Origin of the sequence: Legionella gresilensis (genome assembly GCF_900639865.1) — a bacterium.
Taxonomy (GTDB): Bacteria; Pseudomonadota; Gammaproteobacteria; order Legionellales; family Legionellaceae; genus Legionella_C; species Legionella_C gresilensis.
This window is the reverse complement of sequence record NZ_CAAAHX010000010.1, coordinates 1-20,367: the sequence shown is the minus strand read 5'-3', so window position 1 is coordinate 20,367 and position 20,367 is coordinate 1. Positions and strand designations below refer to the sequence as shown.

Sequence of the window (20,367 nt, the reverse complement as noted above, 5' to 3'; positions counted from 1 at the left end):
AATCAAAATTTGATAATATTCTAGACATATTGGTTTATTGAAGTAAATTTTGATTAGGGAGGTTCTTTATTAAAAAAGGAAATAACCTGTACCGTCAAAGTTTAAACTATTTGAAATTATTTAACTTAGTAGGGCTTTCTAATGCCATGGTTGGCAAAACTGTAAAATCCTCCTAATTAATTAATTGACCCGAGTAATCCAGTGTGTAAAATCAGTGCAATTTGATTTCAACTATATATTAAGGGGAACAGTAGTGCGTTTAGATGATCAAATTAATAAATCAATTAGTGTATTTATTGAAGCAGTTAAGGAAGGGAATGTGCTTATTGTAGATTCATTATTGGATAATCTTCTTAAGCATGTTTCTATGACTGAGATAGTTGATCCTGTTTATACTGGCAATCCACTGCATTGGGCAGCAAATGAAGGGCAATTAGATATTTTAAAGAAGCTTATTGCTAAATGTCCTCAAGCTATTAATTCTACTACTTCAAATGGTTCCACACCCTTATTAAATGCCGTTACAAATAATCATTATTCTGAAATGATTTATTTGTTACAACATAACGCTAGCCCTACTATAAGCAATCATAATTCTGAAAATGCATTTTCAGCTGCTTTTAAAAAAGCTGATAACCATCCTATTAAAATTTATATGCAGGAATATCGTGATTTATTAAATAAGAATTTTAAGGAAGCAATCCTTGAATATAGTTGGGAACAGGCTGAGGAACTCTTAAATAAGGGTGCAGATATTGAAACATCAATTAGAAATATTGATGATAAAATACAACATACAGCTTTGTTTCATTTTTGTTGTATTGGTAATACAGAAATGGTCAAAAAACTAATTGCACGTAAGGCCAATGTGAATATAGTTGGGGCAAAAAATGGCTTCTCTGCGTTACATGCTGCTGCTAACTTTGGCTATGTAGAAATTGTAAATTTATTACTTGAAGCTGGCGCAAATTGTTTAGCAAGAGATATAACTGGTAATACGCCGTTAGATATAGCGAAAACTCGTCAGATTCCTCAAATTATTGCAAGTTTAGAAGCTAAATCAACTAAAGTAACTCCTGTAACTATTCAACCTCAACTACAAAAAATAAATGAAACGACAAGCCGAAATTACTCGTCGTCTTTTATAACGCATAGCACGAGCAAACCAGAACTTACTTTAGAAGAGCGATTTGGTAAGCTTAAAGGAAATTATTTCTTCCAAACAAACAATAAATCTCAAGTTGCAGAGAAAACTAGAAAAGCAATTACCTTAGAAGAATTAAGAGAGGAAGTTAAGGCATTAAGTACTTACGTTGCACAATTAGAAGAAGCAGGGCCTAATTGTATTAATATGTTTAATTCTAAGTGCACTTTGCCCACTCAACAGACAATGAAGGTAGATTTATCAGAGTTTATGACCTATCTAAAATCAATTAAAAAATCAATAGAAGTATTAAACCAATGTTTTGCTCAGGAAGATGTTAAGGAAATTACAAAAACAATCGTTAAAGATTATAAAATAGAAAATACATGTTCAAAAATGGTTGGTGCTACAAATAATGTCCAAGGAGCTTTATCTCATAAAATCTTACCTTCACAAGAATATTATCAAGATTACACCAAATTATTTGATGGTCTGAAGTTATTAGAAGAAAAGGCAGGTCATTTACAAAAACAGGTAAAAAAGATACATAATAATAAACTGACCCTAGCAGAACCTGTTAGCTCTCTAGAATATAATTAAAGATTTAAAGTTAAAATTACTAAGATAATGGTTCTAAATATTCTTTAGAACCGTTACCTTTAAATTATAAATCTCACTGTATACTTTCTTAAACAATAAAAATGAGTTCTAACAAAGTGCTATAATTTATCTTATTATCAAGATAACCCAGTTAGGAGCAACTTTGCATAATAAACGGATTTGGTATCAAAGTTTTGTTGACCCCAAAGAACAGAAAAATTATTTAACTCACCTACAAACTTTTTTAGACGCCTATGCAGATAAAGGATTTAAATTTGAAGTATATGGATTGACGCCGCCTGATAAAAATCTGCATCCTTTAACTGAGTTTCGTTGCGCAGCACAGACTATTCAAAATGCGATTAAAGCACAGAAGGAGGGTTTTGATGCTTTTGTAATTGGACATTTTCAAGAGCCGGGTATCAATGAAATTAAAGCTATTTTAGATATACCTGTCATTGGACTTGGTGAGGCAAACATGCTTTATGCCTGTAGCATTGGCCGTACAATAGGATTAGCCACTATTAATCCTATTTTTATTCCTTGGCATGAAAATCAAATTAATTACTATGGATTAGAGCGGCGAATTCTCTCGGTTCAAGCAGTCAATGCACAAGTGGATGATTTTGAGCAAGCATTCAATAATAAAGCTGTTTATGAAAAATTACGTAATAGTTTCTTAGAACAAATTAAGCCTATGGTAGCAGAAGGTGTTGAAGTTATTATCTTGGCAGGTGGCTTGCCGATGCTTTTACTTGCCCAACAAAAGAATCTAACCGTTGGCGGTGCAGTTATTGTGAATGGAATAGCAGTTTGTGCTAAATTTGCAGAAATGGCCCTAAAATTACAAGAATTAACTGGCAATTTTATCAGTCGCAGAGCCACCTATGCTCAAGCAAACTCCCAAACGATTGAAGAATTTTTAAAATTGTTCTGTCAGAAATAGCTAAAGACTATTAAGCTTAGCTTTTTTTATTGCCTTCTGGCAAAATTGAAACAAAATTTGTAGGAATATTAATTTATGCAACCCCAAGTTATTCTTATTACGGGCTGTTCAAGTGGGATTGGTTATGACGCAGCGCTTGCCTTAGCTAAACGTGGCCATCGTGTCATTGCTTCTTGTCGCAAACCAGAAGATTTACAAAATTTATTAGCACAAGGCTTAGAAGCTGTTTTATTGGATGTAAATGATTCAACCTCAATTAAACAAGCGTTTCAAGAAGTTTTAGCTAAGACAGATGGCCGTTTAGATGTTTTAATTAATAATGCTGGTTATGGACAAGCTGGGGCGCTTGAAGATGTTTCGCGTGAGACCCTACGATCACAGTTCGAAACCAACGTTTTTGGCCTTCTTGATATAACGCGCTTAGTAATACCTATCATGCGTAAACAAGGTTATGGTCGAATTATTAATATAAGCTCCATTTTGGGTCTTGTTAGCATGCGTTTTCGAGGTGCCTATAATGCTTCAAAATATGCAGTTGAAGGCTTGAGCGATACTTTACGCCTTGAGCTTGCACCCTCAGGCATCAAAGTCATTACCATTGAACCAGGGCCTATAAAAAGTAAATTTAGGGACAATGTCGTTGATTCTTCATTAACTAAAATAGATCTGGAAAATAGTTATTTTAAAAATGATTATGACTATATGTTGAATGCTTATAAAGAACAAAAGGAAACATCGTTTTTTACTAAAGAAGCAGACGCTGTGACCAAAAAATTAATTCACGCGATTGAATCATCTGAACCTAAAGCCAAATATTTAGTCACTTTACCTGCCTATTTACTTGCCTTCTTAAAGCGGTTCTTAACCACTAAAATGCTTGATCGCGCGCTTGGCGCAATTTCTAGGAAAGAAATTAAATCTGATTAATAAAAGATAAGATAGAAATTTACTATTTCCTCTTAAAAGTTTAAGAGGAAATAGTAGACGTTAGGCCAAGTTTAAGATATTTGACATTTAGTCTTAATAGAGTGAGGCCCTTTATTTGTTAACTCGACCTGTGCTGCAGCTTCAGCAACTAGATCAAAAACATCACCATTATGGATAATGATATCTAATTCATCGCCGGCTTTAATCACTCTACCATTAACCTGGCCGGAGCGATTTAATCCTTTAACATGCATAATATTACTTTCATCTTGCGTCTGAACTTTACAAACTGCATGAATTTTAAAAATAGTAAAATTAGTAAAAACTTCTGGAGAGTTGGCTGGAAGTTCATAGTCTATACTTGTCTGTGGGCTTAAGCTATGAGTCATAGCCATGGTTGTACTGCTTATTAAAGCACCAGCACATAAAAAACTTAAAGCAATTTTTCGCATTAGTAAATCCTTAGTGTAAAAAACGGGTACTAAGATACCCTTAATTTTTATCTATAGCAATTGTGCCATTAAGTAATTAGTATGTATCTTTAGTTAAAACATTTATAAATTCGCTAGCGCTTTAACGATGGATTCTGTCATTGCCTTGGCATCACCAAAGAGCATATACGTGTTATCTCTATAAAATAATTCGTTTTCAACACCTGCATAACCAGCGGCAAGACTTCGTTTAACAAATAAAACAGTTTTAGCCTTTTCAACTTCTAAAATGGGCATACCATAAATAGGTGAGCTTGAATTGGTTTTTGCGGCTGGATTGGTAATATCATTCGCGCCAATTACAAAAGCAACGTCACAAGTAGCAAAATCAGAATTGATTTCACTTTGCTCAAAAACACGATCATAGGGAATATTAGCCTCAGCTAATAAAACATTCATATGGCCGGGCATGCGACCTGCAACGGGGTGAATAGCAAAACGTACACGAATAGAGCGTTTTTCTAACGCATCCATCAACTCTTTAACCGCATGCTGGGCATGAGCAACGGCCATCCCATAGCCTGGAACAATAATAACATCTTGAGCATTACTTAATAAGAAGGCAGCATCTTCACCATTTGCTTGCCGAACAGACTGATTATCACGTTGAATAGCAGCATTATTGTCATCTGAGGCTCCTTGTAAGCCACCAAAAATAACATTAATTATTGAGCGATTCATGCTAACACACATAATGTAGCTTAAGATGGCACCACTGGCACCAACTAAAGCACCGGTAATAACTAAAAGATTATTACTTAAAGTAAAACCAATACCAGCAGCAGCCCAACCTGAGTAAGAATTAAGCATAGAAATGACAACGGGCATGTCTGCGCCCCCAATAGGTATAATTAATAAAATACCAATTAAAAAAGCTAAAAAAGTCAGACTTGCGAAAATACTTATTGTCTGTTGCATAACAAAGGCAACCAAAAGCGCTAAAATAACAAGACCAATAATTAAATTAATCCAAACATGTCCCTTAAAACGAATAGGTTGACCGGACATAATTCCTTGTAGTTTTAAAAAAGCGATGACTGAACCTGAAAAAGTGATCGCTCCAATAATTAAACCTAAGCTCATTTCGATTAAACTTTTAAATTCAATATCACCAGGTACGCCAATATTAAAAGAAGCAGGAGAAAGAAAAGCACAAAAGGCCACCAAAACTGCCGCTAAGCCTACTAAAGAATGAAAAGCGGCAACTAATTGCGGAATCGCAGTCATATTAATTTTAAGGGCAATAATAGTTCCTACAATACCACCAGCAATAATAAGACTTATTAAAATTAGATGATGATTAACCGTTGGCATCAGCAAGGTTGCAACAACAGCGATAATCATACCAAGGATACCGAGTAAGTTTCCTCCTCTTGCTGTAACAGGACTGGCTAACCCTTTAAGAGCTAAAATAAAAAAGACAGCGGCAATTAAATAGAGAAATGAAATTAATGAAGTCATGGTAGTATCCATTATTATTTTTTATACATTCTTAGCATCCGTTGCGTAACAACAAAGCCGCCGAAGATATTTATTGCAGTAATAAAAATTGCAAATCCACCTAAAACTGTGATCGTTCCTAATAATTTATTACCTGCAGCAATCAAAGCACCTAAAATAATGATACTTGAAATGGCATTAGTCACTGACATGAGAGGTGTATGTAAGGCAGGTGTTACTTTCCATATGACGTAATACCCAACAAAGCAAGCCAATACAAAAATAGTTAAAATGGCAATATAGTCATTTGCAGTAACAGTGTGATGTAACATGCTAAACCTCCTTTGCTTTTTGAAATGGCATGTAGGAACCTTCATGACAAAGCAGCGCTTGCTGAATAATTTCATCTTCTACATGGAAGCACAATGATGTTGGTGCAACTGTAATTAAACGTATTAAATTTAAGACATTATTAGCATAAAGCTCACTGGCAGTTGCAGGTATTAAACCTGCAAAATTGCTGTAACCAATGATAGTAGTATCGCTGTGTTTAATTATTTTATCTTTTTCACTTAACTCACAATTGCCGCCACGTGAAGTGGCTAAGTCGACAATGACTGAACCTTCCTTCATTTCCTCAACGGTGTCTCGCCTAATTAATACTGGTGCAGGTCGACCTGGGATAAGTGCTGTGGTAACAACAATATCAGCTAATTTAGCATACTTATGAATAAGTGCTGCTTGACGCGCCTTATAGCTTTCACTCATTTCATTGGCATAGCCACCTGCTGCTTCAAGATCAGCGCCATCTTCAACTTCAATAAATTCAGCACCTAAACTTTCTACTTGTTCTTTAGCCGCTCGGCGTACATCAAAAGCATAAACGACCGCACCTAAACGTTTAGCAGTAGCAATCGCTTGTAAACCAGCAACGCCAGCACCAAGTATTAAAATTTTAGCTGGTTTAATCATGCCAGCAGCAGTCATCATCATAGGAATTGCACGGTTAAAATGATTAATACCTTCTAATACGGCACGGTACCCGGCTAAATTAGCTTGCGAAGATAAACTATCCATAGCTTGAGCGCGGCTAATTCGTGGAATTAAATTCATCGAAAAAAGGCTTACTCTATGTTTACAACACCAGTTAATCAGCTCACTTTCAGGCTCATTATCAACAGGCGCAATAATAAGCGCTTTATCAGGTAGATTTGTTAGTACAGTAGGATCTGGAGAGTTAACGAAGGTTAATACATTCGTATTATTTAGTAACTCTTCTCGATTATCACTGATACTTGCTTCAACTTCTTCATAAGCTTTATCACTAAAACCAGAGGCAAGGCCTGCATTTTTTTCGCAATAAACTTTAAAACCTAATTTGGTGTAGTGCTTAACAATAGATGGAGTAATAGCAACCCGAGAGTCTGCTGAGCTTTCATTTAAAGCAGCAATAATCATAGCTAATCCTTTAACTAAATAATTTATCGTATGATATACCAATAGATTTTTCTAGCTTTTATATAAATTTGGAATAAATTTATGAAATTAGCTCACTAAATTTAGCTAAATTATTTCTTTATCCAATTTCGGAAATTAAAGGAAAGATTTAAACAGGTTAGCTTTCTTGCTATGGCATTATTTAGAAAGTAATTTATTAATGATAAGTAGGGATAAGGCTGGCCATATCCCTACTTAAAGGTTTAAGGAGAAGTGTATTTAATTTCAGATACTTGCCCTACTATACTGGGCTGAGCTTGATTAGACGAGAATAGGGCATAGGATGAGTGTGCAAAACTATAATAGCCTTCACCTTTAAAAGCGCTAACATTGACGCCTTGGATTCCGGCTTCCTTAAATGCGCCTGCTACTTGTGCTAAAAGGCCTTTTTTATCCTCGACAGAACCAGTAACACCTGCTGTATTATAGCCCATTAATACTACTCGTTGGACTTTTCCCTGTGCTTTCACGCACTCTGCAATTTGATTTGCATCATAATCAGCAATTCTTGTAGAGTCCCCTAGTGTCGGGCCCATAAAGACTAAGGTAGGTTTATTTTCATTTACCCTACCAGCTTCAGCTAGAATATCTTTAACAACTTCCAAGTGAGAAGAAGTTAGTCTAACACATTGGCCTGGATGGTTTTGATTGGAATAAGCGTTATAAACTGCTTTAAGCTCATCGCTGTTTGGGGGAGGTGGTGTAATGATAATCTGACTCTTACCCGCAAGGCTTTGTCTGACTACTTCCTTTGCCTCTTTTATATATTTAGCCGGCATTGCAGAGATTAAAGTAAGATCTGATTGAATAAAATGTTTTACACCTAAGTGTTCAATCATTAAATTTTTAATAGCCTCATTACGAACATTTCTTATTCCCTCAGGATATTTCTGAGCAAAAGCAATATAAATTGCTATCTCCCTTGGAGAAAATTCTGAACCTTGATGTGGGAAATGTGCGCCTATCTTTTCTCTAAGGTTAGGATGATCGTTCACAATTAATCGCTCAAGGAGTTGCAGGTAATCCCCATATAAAGTTGGTTGATTTAAGGGTGAAATCTGACTAAGAGGACCTAAAATAGCTAAGTGATTGATAGTCGCTGCTTTTTCCAATAATTTTAATTGGTTTTCGCTTAAACTTCCAGCTGTAGTAAGATTAGGCAGTGGTAAAAGCCGTAAGTTCGCTACAGTAAAGTGGGGATGATTAAGTGCTTTTAAATAGACTGCTAAGTGCTCGTTAGAGATATTATTACTATCTACTGGACGCGGAAACAATTCTAACGCCTCAGGTGATTGTTCAATAGCCTTTTCTAAAAGCCTATATCGATCTTGCATTGAAAGTGAAAAAGTTAAGTGAAAAGGAACAGCCCTTAAGTTTCGCCAGTCTTTGCTGACTGCACTTTCATATTCTGTTAAAGTTTGCATAATAAACCTATGATGTTACAACTTTCTTCCTACTATAAGATTATTAACTTAAGATAATATTAAATATATTAGTACATTTTGTAAAAAAATTGTAAAATTTGTCATACTTTAAGTAAATAAGAGTGTTTTTAATAAAGTCTAAAATAAATGGTTATTCAAGGAAAAGATAATTAATTAATTGATTAATATATAAATTTATTCTAAATTAATCCACTTGCAAGTCCAATAAAATAATTATGGAAATTCTCTGCTTTTTGGCTGGAGTGGCTTTAATTTATTTAAAGTCCGGCTACTCTGTTTTATTTCTTTTAATAGCCTTCTTATTGCAAGCCCCTGGACGTATTATTTATTGGTTTTTTTTAGGCATTTTTTGGAGCCTAACTCACCATTGGTGGCTAGTTGATAGGGGCATGCCCGCTGCTAAAGTTATTGAAAAAGCTTCTTTAGTGGGAAAAGTTATTTCTATTCCAACTGTTACTGAATCAAAAACCCAATTTCAATTTCGTGTACAACAATTAAATGGTAACCCTGTTAAAACAACCATTTTATTAACGTGCTTCAATCATTGTCCAACGTTTAAAATTGGTCAATTATGGCAATTGCGAGTTAAATTAAAACAGCCTGAAAACTTAGGTAATCCAGGCCATTTTCGTTTTCGGGAGCGTCTATTAGCAGAACATATTCATTGGGTAGGGTATTTAAAGCCAAGTCAGCAACAATTATTGCAAGAAGATAATTTAAATTATGTGTCTACCTTTCGTGAATATCTTGCCAGTAAATTAGCTATTCTTTTACCAGAAAGCGTATCTTTAGGCATTATAGAAGCTTTAACTTTAGGTTTGACAAATCATATTGATAAAACCCAATGGGACTTATTTCGTCACACCGGTACCGCGCATTTGATGGTTATTTCGGGTGCACATATTTATTTAGTTGCCACTCTTTTTTATAACTTAATCTACTGGCTCTGGCGTCAAGTTGGCTATTTATCTCTATATCGACCTGCTATGCAACCTGCAAGTTTAGGCGGTTTAATAATGGCTTTCAGTTATGCGCTATTATCAGGTTTAGGCATTCCTGCTCAAAGAGCAATAACGGCTTGTGCAGTGTTAATGTTACGCTATTTTTCTAAGCGCTATTATTCAAGCTGGCAAGCCTGGCGTTTTGCACTATTAATTATTTTAATTATTGAGCCCCATGCCGTTTTACTGCCTGGTTTTTACCTATCTTTTATTGCCGTGGCTATTCTAATTATTGCTAGCCAACGTATTAACTATCGTGGATTTAAGCAAATCGTTGCTCTGCAAGTTGCTTGCTTAATTGGTTTGTTACCCTTTACTTTATTTTGGTTTTCGTACGGCTCTATCAATGGGTTATTAGCTAATTTGATTGCAATTCCTGTGGTTGGTTACCTTATTGTACCATTATCCTTATTAAGTTTAATGGTAAGCCTTTGGGTTACTGAGCCTTGGGTTTTATGGCCTGTGGATTCTTTAATTAAAGGTCTACTGATTTTCTTAAAATGGGTAGATAAATTAACCTTTCTCAATTTAAATTTCGCTTTACCTGAGTTCTACACCTTGCTTGCTTTAGTTATTTCTATTGTCATTATCTTTTTGCTGCCCTTAAATAAACTACGGATTGGTGCAGGAATTTTATTATGCGCAGGATTATTACCTAAGTACCCGGAAGTTAATTTTAATCAAGCTCGACTCGATGTATTAGATGTAGGGCAGGGATTGGCTATTGTAGTCCGTACGGCTAGGCATGTACTTTTATATGATACAGGCATGAAATTTTATAAAGGTGGTGATATGGGCCAAATGGCGATTATACCTTACCTTAATAAACATGGTATCAAGAAAATTGATAAAGTTATTATCAGTCATCCTGACTTAGATCATCGGGGCGGTCTACCTAGTTTGGAAGAAAAATATGGCCAAGTTGATTTACTTGTTGATAATCCTAAATTTTATCAAGGGGGCGAGAATTGCCATGATTACCCAGCCTGGCAGTGGGATGGAATTAGCTTTAGCTTCTTACCTATTCATTTAACAGACCATAGTAAAAATAATTCTTCTTGTGTATTGAAAATAACTACACCGGTAGGTAGTGCTTTATTGACTGGCGATATTGAAGTTGCAGCAGAAGATTATTTAATCAGGCATTTTGCAGAGCAATTACCTTCGGATGTTTTAGTTGTAGCCCATCATGGGAGTAAAACCTCCTCATCACAAAAGTTTATTAAACTAGTAGCGCCCAAGCTTGCGCTTATTTCAGCAGGATTTGATAATCGCTATCACTTTCCACATCAACAAACCCTCAACACCTTAGCTCAATATAAAAGTACCATTTTAAATACCATCGACTATGGTATGATTTCAATCGTTTTTAATCTTCAAAAACAAGGAATTACGACCAAATGCTATAAGCAAACTTGTCATTTAAATTAGTTAATCGGCCAATTTTTTATTGACATTAAAATGATCATTGTGTACTATGCGCGCACTAAAGATTTAGGTGCCTTATCAATGCGTTTATCTGTAACTCTTTGTTTATCAAGTCTTCTTTATACTTCAGCACTTTTTGCCGTTTCACCCAGTGGCTGTGAGCAACAAAAATGTGTCATTGTTATTGATGCAGGGAGTACGGGTTCACGTCTACATCTTTATTCTTATGATTTAGACCCGACTAATTCACCTATAAAGATTACTGAGCGCTATAGTAAGAAAATTAAACCAGGTTTTGCAACCATTGAGTCTAATGCAGCAACTGTAGATGCCTATCTTACTACTTTATTTTCTGGTACACCGGGACAAGCTTACCCAGTTTATTTTTATGCCACAGCCGGCATGCGTCTTCTTCCGCAAGCAAAACAGCAACAGTTATATTCATTAGTTGATAATTGGTTTCAATCAAATTCAAATTGGCAATTGGCTGCTGCGAAAACGATTAGTGGTAATGATGAAGGCTTATATGGTTGGCTTGCTCTGAATTATCGATTAAATAAGTTGGCCAATGCGGATGCAAAACCCGCAGGCTATATGGATATGGGGGGCGCATCAGTTGAAATTGCTTTCCCCGTTGCTCAAGACCAAGCTACTGATACAAAAGATATTAAGAATATTGATTTATATGGCCAACATTTTAAAGTGTTTGTACATAGCTTTTTAGGCTTAGGTCAAACCGAAGTCACTCATCAATTTTTAGATACCAATAGCTGCTTTATAAAAGATTATGAATTACCAAGCGGTGAGCTAGCTCAAGGGGACGCCTATCAATGTGAAAGCGAAGTATCGGCTTTAATGAATAGCGTACATCATGTTAATAAAGCCATTCAACCTATTTTAAGCTTAAGCTCTGTTAAGGATTGGTATGTAGGTGGTGGACTAGAAGAGTTAGCAAAGAGCGCACCTTTTAATTTTGCCGATAACCATTTCTCAAGCCAAGAACTTCTCGATCAAGGTAATTCCTTAGTTTGTCAGCAGGCATGGCCAGAGTTTAGTGCGCAATATTCAAATAATGATTATTTATATGGCTATTGTCTCTTCCCAGCCTATTATTACGCTTTAATTGTTGATGGTTATGGCATTCAAGCAGAGCAAGCTTTAAATTATTTGCCCAAAGATCAAAGTGCAGATTGGAGCTTAGGTGTCGTGCTACAACAAAAAGGTAGTTAAAGACACTTATTTGTCTTAAAGTAGAGCTGTTAATTTAAAAGATTGTATTTAGAAATAATGAAAAGGAATTTTGCATGGAGCACAATCTATTTCAGGACATAGTCAGTACTATACCATCTCCTTGGGTCATTTTCATTCGTTTAGGGGTTGGCTTCATTTTCTTCCCTGAAGGCATACAAAAATTAATTTTTCCTGAGCTTTTTGGCCGAGGTTGGTTTAAAAACCTAGGACTTCCTTATCCTCATATATTAGGCCCCTTAGTAGGTTGGCTTGAATTAATCTGCGGCGTATTAATTCTTCTCGGATTATTTACCCGTATTGCCTGTATTCCTCTCATTGTTTTAATGATTATCGCTCTTTTAACCACAAAAATGCCTATTTGGTTTAACGGCCAGTGGGGACCGTTTCAAGTACGCGAAGTAAACCGCTACGGTTTCTGGAGCATGCTGCATGAATTAAGATCAGATTGGGCCATGCTAATGGGATGCTGTTACTTATTAATAGTAGGCGCCGGCAGCTGGTCAATCGACGCTTATTTAAGTTAAACAAGCACATAGCTATACTTGCCCACCAAAATACCCAAGGCTATACTGTAAAAATTGCCGTTGTAGCTCAGTCGGTAGAGCGATTGACTCGTAATCAATAGGCCAGCGGTTCGATTCCGCTCAACGGCATAGTAAGATCAAGGCTTATCTATTATAAATTAATTCTTAGTGCTTTTTGGGTACACTTCTGGGTACACTTTCTAAATAGTAGGATCTTTCCCATTTATAGGGGCATTATAAGTTAGTTGCAAATCATCTTAACACGCATTCTATAATTTTAAAGTTTCTAAAATTATAAGTAGGTTACTAACTAAGTTGCATCTTGCCGTGGAAACCTTTAGTACCACTTTATCAAATAATTAGAACATTCTAGAAAATTTTTGCGACAGAACTAATTTATATGCTAACCTCTGCCACTTTTATCACTAATATCTTTCTTTATTAAAAATAATACTTTAGAGAATATTAAATTAAATTCTATGGAGACTTGCAACGGATCATGCGCATTGTTTAGTTAGGACTATATTAACGATGTATGATTTTACTGTAAGCAAATTGAATTCTTATAAATTAACTATCTTACAAAAAGATTTTTTATCTTTATTATCAGAAAAAGAAAACTTTATATTTATAAAAAATAAATTCTCAGTGTACCAATATGCAAATCAACAATTTTTAGATCTTATGGGACTCAATACATTAAAGAACCTCTATAAAAAAACAGATTATGATCTTTGCAGAGATACAACAAAAATAAAAGTTTATTTACAACATGATGAAGAAGTTCTTGAAACAGAGCAATCTTTGCCAGTCAATGAAGAAATTCTCCCGCAAAAAAATAAATTATTAAGAAAGCAAATGACTGGGACAATTTATCCTATCTTTAACCAAGGAAGTAAACCTACAGCAATATTAGGCGTTGTAAAAACAAAATATTTACCTTTCAAACTAACTCTAGAAACTGCTATTAGTATGAGTAAGGAAGAGATGGATAATAATTTTATTAGGCGCTCTTATCCGGTGGTCATTTATGACAAAAAAATTACACTCTCAAAAAGAGAAATTCAATGTATTATTGAGCTTCTTAAAGGTAAGAATGCTAAAGAGATCGCAGAAACATTTAGACTAAAGCAAACAACTATCGAATTTTACCTCGAAAACATTAAAGAGAAATTAGGTGCTACTAATAAAAGTAGCTTGATCATGACAGTTTACAATCAAAAAATTATTCAACAAATTATACTCTGATGTTTAATATATTTTCTCATTCTGTTCAGCAAGATTCTGACGCAATTGCAATTATTTTAAGTAATAGGGAAAAATTAAGTTATAAGAAAGTTGATGAACTTGTCGAGTTTTGGGCAAAGTACTTTATTTTTATAGGCGTACAACAAGGAAATAGAGTCGCTGTTCTTACAAAAAATGAAGATTTACATCCTTTTTTACATCTTGCATTGGATAAGATTAATACAACTGTTGTACCGTTAGATACGGACATTCCACCGGCGCAGTTAGTAACTGATATTAAGAAACTCAATTTAAATAAAATCGTTATTGATAAAGATCTCTGTCAAAATTATGAGATACCTGAGCAAATTAAATCGTATCTTCCTATCCAAGGTATTATCCCTAAAAATAATAATGAACTAACGTCTGTTTGTTTGCCAATAATTGAACGTAATCCTGATATACCTAACTATATAGTTGCTTCATCAGGTGTATCAAGTAATAAGAAATGGATTCCTATTAATTCATCAGGGCTTGCTTACTGGGCAGAGGTAGAGAGGACATTACTTAAATTATCACCTAAAGATAAAATATTATGCACACGCAGTCCTGCTTATGATGCTAGAATTTCTGAGTATGTTCGCAGTTTTGCAGCAGGGAGCACCTTAGTTCTCATGCCGCAAGCTGCCCGTAGAGATTTAAATACGATTATTGAACGGTGTGAGCAAGAGAATATAACCTGTCTGATATTAATTGCTTCTCAATTAACAATGCCTAATCAGGAAGAACTCATTCAACGTCTTGCTAAAGCAGGTTTAACTCATTTAATGGTTACAGGCGATGCTTGTAGCATGGGCTTAAAGAGACTTTGTGAAAAATACCATATTAATTTATGGAATTGCTATGGCCCAACTGAAGCTACATTTGGGATAAGTATATTGCGTGTAAATGATGAACAAATTCAGGATGAAAATGGACAACTTGTTGTCCCAATAGGGTTTCCTAATAGTGAAGAAGTAAAATGCCATCTTATTGATGAGTGTCTTTATATAGAATCACCTTTCTTATCCCATGGTTATATTGATGCCCCTGAGCTTACAAAAAAAAATTTCCCCACTTTATTTATCAATGATCACTGGGTACGTGTTTTTAATACAGAAAATAAATTTTTAGTTAAAGGTAATCGACTCATTTTTAAGGGGAGAATTGATAATGATGCACATATAAAAGTATCTGGCGTTAAGGTAGACCCGTATGCCATTCAGCAATGTATTGAAAAGTATAATGATGAAATAGGGAGAAATGCGTTACAAGTTTATGTAGTCGTTAAACCATGGCTTAATAATACTAAACCGTTTGCTTACCTTGTAGTACAGCATAAATTTTCTAAGCCTCATTTTATGGCTTATTTGAAGAAATGGCTACGTAAAGAAGAGTTACCTATTATTGTTACACTATCTGATTTTCCTCGCTTAATTCCTAGTGGAAAAATAGATCGTCGAGCCCTTATTGCCAGAGTTGATCATCCAGATGAATTCTTCTTTAATGAAGGAAGACAAAATAAAGAAAAATTTTCTGCAAGTGGTATGGGTTTAGAGCCTTCTGTCAGGCATGAAATGAATGAATTTGTTGAAAGAATTAAAAACAATCAAATTGAGTACACTACTGAAGACGATTTATTTATGAAAATTGATAAATTAGTTCTTGCAGCAAACCATCTTGATCAAGAATTAACTTTAAATGGTAATAAAGAAAAGGTCCTGACATGGGTAGATGCAGCTTATCAGTTAGTTACCAAATTTTTTCCTCAGTCTCTCGAGCTTTTAGAAGACAATACAACGCAGAGCATTTTGGAAAACTATTCAATTTCTCATTTAGCCAGTCTTGCTCAATTACTGCATTATTATGGTAAGGCCTTACGTTATAATGAAACTTATCATGAAAAACGCATTAAATTCTTAAAGGCAGCAGTAACTATTGCTTCTTATCTCGAAGAAAAATCAGAGCTTGAGGATCCCCACACCTTTAGAGGTCGATTATTAACTTACAATCTAGGTTTGATGCTTTGTTTGCGTGATAAAGGTAGCCTACAGGAAGCGCTTGAATTAGCAAAAAACCAAGTTGCTTTTGCTATAGAAAAGCAAGAAGTTTTCCATATCATACAATTCAAATCATATATCGCAGGGATATTACTCTCCCTTAAGCAACCTAAAGAAGCATTAGAGTGGGCTAGTGAGGCTCTCATATTATCGAGACAATTTTATGAGTATCAGGTTGTATTCTGCAATGCCGCAATAGCCTATATCAAGTGTTGTCTACAAAACAAAGAAGAAAACAAAGCGTGCGAGCTAGCCAGAGAAATTCTTGCAGCTTATAAAACTAACCCACTTTGTGGTGTAAAGGCGCATCATTTACGAGACGCAAAAGAAACATTACAGCGTTATGATCAATTAGCTCGTAACTGGTGTAATGTCCTGGGAATAACTGAGAGCGATGAAGATCAAGAGTTTATTTTTTTAGGTGGGGACTCTATTCAATTAAGCCAGCTAGTATTCCAAATTCAACAGAATATTGACTCAACTTTTAGTTATCAAAAAATACTTAATTTACCTTCTTTAACACTAAGTCAAATACGAGCCTCTCTACAAAATACCCAACAAACTACGCAGACCAGTGCTATAGTTCGAGCTTTATGCCCGTCTGTTAATGATAGAGCTAACTATTTCTTCCTTCCGCCTTTATTAGGTGAAGGCTATTTTACTTATAAAGAATTAACACAGATTTTTTTATCTCATTATCAATTTAATGTTTATGGTCTATCAGACCCTAGTATTTATGACGCCACATTACTACCTAAAACTTTGGAAGAAGCCGCTAGTAGATATGTACAAGCGATTAAAACTATACAACCTAAAGGCCCTTATCATTTGTTAGGTTTTTCTTATGGCGGCACACTCGCTTATTTTGTAGCTAAACAATTACTTGCTCAGGGTGATTACATTAAAGCATTACATCTTGTTGATTGTTTTCCACCAGAAATGTATCAAAAACTATCTGCCAAAGACCATGCTGAATTATTAGAAGAATTGATTAATTTTGTCATTCAAACTTTAAATAACCGCTTTTATGATGAAAAACTTAAACAAATTAAATTAACTAAGTTTGATAAACTTTCTGCAGTCAATCAAATTACTAAAAGCTTCGACGCCTTAATTTTGAAAGTAAAGAAACAAGAGTCAAAAGCTTTATTGATGTTAGCACGACAACATTTATTATTAATGCTCGAAACAAAAGAAATTAATAAGATACCCGTATGGGCAAATCTTTATTTATCAACACCGAATCAAACTTATTTAGATGTAATTCATCGTATTAATAAAATTGTGAAAAAATCTGCTAATTGTCAAACCTATTTTTGGAACGATTATTTTGAAGAAGTAAATCTTGCTGGTAAGCGGGTAGACGCAAAACATCTACAATTACTTAAACCGCAAACAACAAATTTAAGCAATTCTGCACACATTTTTTGGGAACGAGCGCATGACCCTCTCTTTAATCTTCAATTTGATTATTTTGGTCCTAAACCATCTTATTACTTAGAAAAGGTAAATGACGGCTATTCTAATTTGCATCTATATTCTTTAGATTGGCGAGAATTAGCTTTTTTTAAAAATCAGCTAGGCAAAACATTTCAAGTAACTCACTTACATACCTATCCTTTATACGACAGAATGGCAGAGAAATATGAACGAAAAGATAAAATTTATATTACTAAATATTGTCTTTCTTCTAGAATATCTCAAGAGAAAATAGCAAAAATTCGTGATTTTTTTACTGAACAAAAAATAGATAATTTTAATCCTAAATTGCCTTTACCTTATATTGAAGAACAACAATATGTTGAGCATTTTTTTATTAACCTTGATATCTATTGGAATGGCCAATATTTAATGAATCTCTATTTTAATTGCCATGGTAAGGCTCAAATGCTACTTAAGAAAATTTTTGCGGTAATGAAAATGGATATCGACCGCTTCTCCGAGCTTAACAATAATCTGTATAATTATTCTCATTTTATTTATGATATTTATAATCCTTCTATCTTTAATGCAGTAGAGCAAATATCTTCTTGGTTGAACAAATTTATCACTTTATTGCTTCCATATGTAGAGTCTACTATAGAGCATGAGCCCCAAAAAATAATGAGCCTTCAATAAGAGAAATCAATAAATGCAGGTAAGACTATGATTACCTGCATCATGTTTTTAATTATAATGTACAGGTTTTATGAGCATTAATTACTTTTTCTGCTGCTTCCCTATGAGTGGGTTTAGCACCGCACTCAGGATTATTATCCATTTCTTCTAAAATACTGCTAGCCATTGATTGGGCTTCATCTTTTTCATCTGCAGCTTCTAAAACTTTCATCAAGCAAACTCGTGCATTAAAGTTTACTAAACTGCTACTTTCTGGCATAAGACTTTCTTGAACAGCCTGTAACGCATATTGTTTCGCAACTTCTATTCCAGAGCCAAAATCTTGATATTTTTTGATATAAATATTCGCTAATTGAATAGAGGCTTGAGCTCGATGAAAAGCACTTGGTAATGCTAACTGGGGTGTGATTAATTCAGCTGCTTTATCATACTGTTTCATATCTTGCAGACAATAATTAACGGGCATTTCATAAGTAGCAATACGATTTTCATAATTGTGAGGGTCTTCTTTTTCATTACAATTTAAATGACTCAGATATTGAGCAATTTTCAAAGCATTGGACAGTAAAGGTAAACGTTCTTCAGCAGAAATTCCTGCATAGCGACGTGCTTTACCTAAATAATGGAGCAGCTGAGCATGACTCGATAATTCGCGTGGGCTGTATTTTTCTAAATGCTCATAATCGTATTTTTTATCAAGCATAAAGGCTGCTTCAAGATAATTTAACACCAATCTTTCTTTTTCTTTTGGCTCAGGTTTTTCATTAAATCGTTGTTGGTCTAAATGATTAGAATATAAGGTAAATATATCAATATAGCTTAAGGCATCTTCAGGCGTAAATTCTTTTTCTCTAATTGCGGTAGCAATAGCATCTAGTTTCATTCTCAACGGTAAGGTAATCCCTTTACCTTCATTTGAAAATTTTTTAAAACATGCATCGCCTTGCTCAATACTATTATCTTTTCTTATTTTAAATAATGATTTATCTAAATAAAGATAGTTTTTCAATAAATCATCAACATCCAATGTAAATTCAAGTGGTGAGTTTGGTTGAAACATTTTTGCTTTATACATAAGTATTAAACTCCAATAATTGTAAAATTGAAGTTTAAAAAATAAGTAAGATTTTAATTACCTAACTAAGTCAGGTAGTTAAGCTCTTATAATTTATAATTTTTCTTACTCTAAGTCCTTTTCAATTAAAAGTTAGTTTAATAATGCAAGACGAATCTATTTAATCGTAGTTATAAATAATTATGTAGTAAAAAGTTGTATCAAAAAAATAGTTTTAGAACATATGGCATAGTACTCGCACATCAAAGGTTATTGAGCAATTCTATGATGAGTATTTAATGGTATTAGATTTATTTAAGATAATTTTAAACAGATTAAAATTTTCAGCTTAAAAATTAGTGTTAATTGTATAGTAATTTAAGCCCCAAATAGGGGCTTAATACCTTGAAAAAACATGCGTCTCGCCATTCGCTTCAACCGAACAATAATCACTAAGAAACAAATCACGAGCAAACGCTTCGCAATCGAAATAACTTATTAAATTATCCGGTATCGCATGGCTATAGCATTCTTCCAAAATATGCCAGGCAAAATCAATTTCAGAATCGTAACAACCTACATAATCATCAGTCATCATGGTTTGAGTTTCTTTAAAACCAACATCTGCAATGAGTGCTTGTCCTAACTTACCATAAGTAGCTATAAAGTCAGTATATTGAGTGATGGTTTCTAAGTCTTCATACTCACTGAGATTGATGTTGCCAAAACCTTCATAATCATGAATCGCATAGTCGCCAACGTCCTCTGTCATGCTTTGAGCTAACATTGTTTGGATTTCTTCACTTATCTCGTCTGTACCTTGATTAGCGTTAATCCAAGTGCCATGTAAAATGCCATGGTTATAAGAAGCCAGGCATGCCACATAAATGCTTGGGGTAAGCATTATTTTCTCCTTAAATAAAAGATGCCTGAGCAAACTCAGTAGATAGCTTGCTCATGACTTAGAAGATTAAAAGGGGACATTTGTTGTAGATGCGTTTTCTTGCAGTATTTCGCGCATTGCTAACATGTGTTGCTCAGCTAAGGCTGTTGTCTTTTGACTAGCTTTGGCTTGCCCTAACAACTGAATATTACTCACCACAATACTAATAGCGTGGCGGTTATTGCCGTCTTCATCAGTCCATGGATTAGAGCGAAGTTTGCCTTCGATAAAG

16 protein-coding genes and 1 tRNA gene are annotated in these 20,367 nt (G+C 34.5%); 9 read left to right on the top strand and 8 right to left on the bottom strand.

Annotation, left to right across the window (positions count from 1 at the left end; genetic code table 11):
• Positions 1-253 precede the first annotated feature (253 nt).
• The 3 genes from E1P04_RS12550 to E1P04_RS12540 all read left to right on the top strand — a co-directional run bounded on the left by E1P04_RS12550 (position 254) and on the right by E1P04_RS12540 (position 3,617).
• Positions 254-1,744 carry an ankyrin repeat domain-containing protein gene (locus E1P04_RS12550; protein WP_165482776.1) on the top strand — a complete coding sequence of 497 codons (1,491 nt, stop codon included), beginning with the start codon at positions 254-256 and terminating at the stop codon, positions 1,742-1,744.
• Positions 1,745-1,907: 163 nt separating this feature from the next.
• Positions 1,908-2,690 (top strand): aspartate/glutamate racemase family protein, encoded by a 783-nt coding sequence (locus tag E1P04_RS12545; RefSeq protein WP_131783249.1) that lies wholly within the window; start codon positions 1,908-1,910, stop codon positions 2,688-2,690.
• 75 nt (positions 2,691-2,765) lie between these two features.
• Positions 2,766-3,617 carry an SDR family NAD(P)-dependent oxidoreductase gene (locus E1P04_RS12540; RefSeq protein WP_131783248.1) on the top strand — a complete coding sequence of 284 codons (852 nt, stop codon included), beginning with the start codon at positions 2,766-2,768 and terminating at the stop codon, positions 3,615-3,617.
• 71 nt (positions 3,618-3,688) lie between these two features.
• Here E1P04_RS12540 and E1P04_RS12535 read toward each other — a convergent pair whose 3' ends face one another.
• The 5 genes from E1P04_RS12535 to E1P04_RS12515 form a co-directional block, all read right to left on the bottom strand.
• A complete protein-coding gene (locus E1P04_RS12535; RefSeq protein ID WP_131783247.1) occupies positions 3,689-4,069 on the bottom strand; it encodes a hypothetical protein in 381 nt (126 codons plus the stop codon).
• 102 nt (positions 4,070-4,171) lie between these two features.
• Positions 4,172-5,569: an NAD(P)(+) transhydrogenase (Re/Si-specific) subunit beta gene (locus E1P04_RS12530; protein ID WP_131783246.1), complete on the bottom strand. Its 1,398-nt coding sequence runs from the start codon at positions 5,567-5,569 to the stop codon at positions 4,172-4,174.
• A gap of 14 nt (positions 5,570-5,583) precedes the next feature.
• A complete protein-coding gene (locus E1P04_RS12525; protein WP_131783245.1) occupies positions 5,584-5,880 on the bottom strand; it encodes a proton-translocating transhydrogenase family protein in 297 nt (98 codons plus the stop codon).
• 1 nt (position 5,881) lies between these two features.
• Positions 5,882-7,006, bottom strand: a complete 1,125-nt coding sequence (locus tag E1P04_RS12520) for a Re/Si-specific NAD(P)(+) transhydrogenase subunit alpha (protein WP_131783244.1) — start codon at positions 7,004-7,006, stop codon at positions 5,882-5,884.
• 242 nt (positions 7,007-7,248) lie between these two features.
• Entirely contained in the window at positions 7,249-8,469 is a 1,221-nt protein-coding gene (locus E1P04_RS12515; protein ID WP_131783243.1) for a hypothetical protein, read from the bottom strand.
• 263 nt (positions 8,470-8,732) lie between these two features.
• Here E1P04_RS12515 and E1P04_RS12510 point away from each other — a divergent pair, with 263 nt between their 5' ends.
• From E1P04_RS12510 to E1P04_RS12485, 6 genes are all read left to right on the top strand, one after another.
• Positions 8,733-10,922 carry a DNA internalization-related competence protein ComEC/Rec2 gene (locus E1P04_RS12510; RefSeq protein WP_242604466.1) on the top strand — a complete coding sequence of 730 codons (2,190 nt, stop codon included), beginning with the start codon at positions 8,733-8,735 and terminating at the stop codon, positions 10,920-10,922.
• Positions 10,923-11,000: 78 nt separating this feature from the next.
• A complete protein-coding gene (locus E1P04_RS12505) occupies positions 11,001-12,149 on the top strand; it encodes a multidrug DMT transporter permease (protein WP_131783340.1) in 1,149 nt (382 codons plus the stop codon).
• A gap of 74 nt (positions 12,150-12,223) precedes the next feature.
• Positions 12,224-12,694, top strand: coding sequence for a DoxX family protein (locus E1P04_RS12500; RefSeq protein ID WP_131783241.1), 471 nt, complete (start codon positions 12,224-12,226; stop codon positions 12,692-12,694).
• A 56-nt stretch (positions 12,695-12,750) separates the two neighbouring features.
• Positions 12,751-12,823: transfer RNA gene (locus tag E1P04_RS12495), tRNA-Thr, on the top strand.
• A 402-nt stretch (positions 12,824-13,225) separates the two neighbouring features.
• Positions 13,226-13,942: a helix-turn-helix transcriptional regulator gene (locus E1P04_RS12490; protein WP_131783240.1), complete on the top strand. Its 717-nt coding sequence runs from the start codon at positions 13,226-13,228 to the stop codon at positions 13,940-13,942.
• Positions 13,942-18,138, top strand: a complete 4,197-nt coding sequence (locus tag E1P04_RS12485) for a non-ribosomal peptide synthetase (RefSeq protein WP_131783239.1) — start codon at positions 13,942-13,944, stop codon at positions 18,136-18,138. Before E1P04_RS12490 ends, E1P04_RS12485 begins: the two co-directional genes overlap by 1 nt.
• A gap of 52 nt (positions 18,139-18,190) precedes the next feature.
• Here the strand turns inward: E1P04_RS12485 and E1P04_RS12480 are convergent, their stop codons facing one another.
• The 3 genes from E1P04_RS12480 to E1P04_RS17685 form a co-directional block, all read right to left on the bottom strand.
• The gene (locus E1P04_RS12480; RefSeq protein ID WP_131783238.1) at positions 18,191-19,213 is read right to left on the bottom strand and encodes a hypothetical protein; all 1,023 of its coding nucleotides are present in this window, start codon (positions 19,211-19,213) and stop codon (positions 18,191-18,193) included.
• A 376-nt stretch (positions 19,214-19,589) separates the two neighbouring features.
• Positions 19,590-20,096, bottom strand: a complete 507-nt coding sequence (locus E1P04_RS12475) for an antirestriction protein ArdA (protein ID WP_131783237.1) — start codon at positions 20,094-20,096, stop codon at positions 19,590-19,592.
• 66 nt (positions 20,097-20,162) lie between these two features.
• On the bottom strand, positions 20,163-20,367 hold a 205-nt coding region (locus E1P04_RS17685), incomplete at its 5' end, for a single-stranded DNA-binding protein (RefSeq protein WP_427853348.1).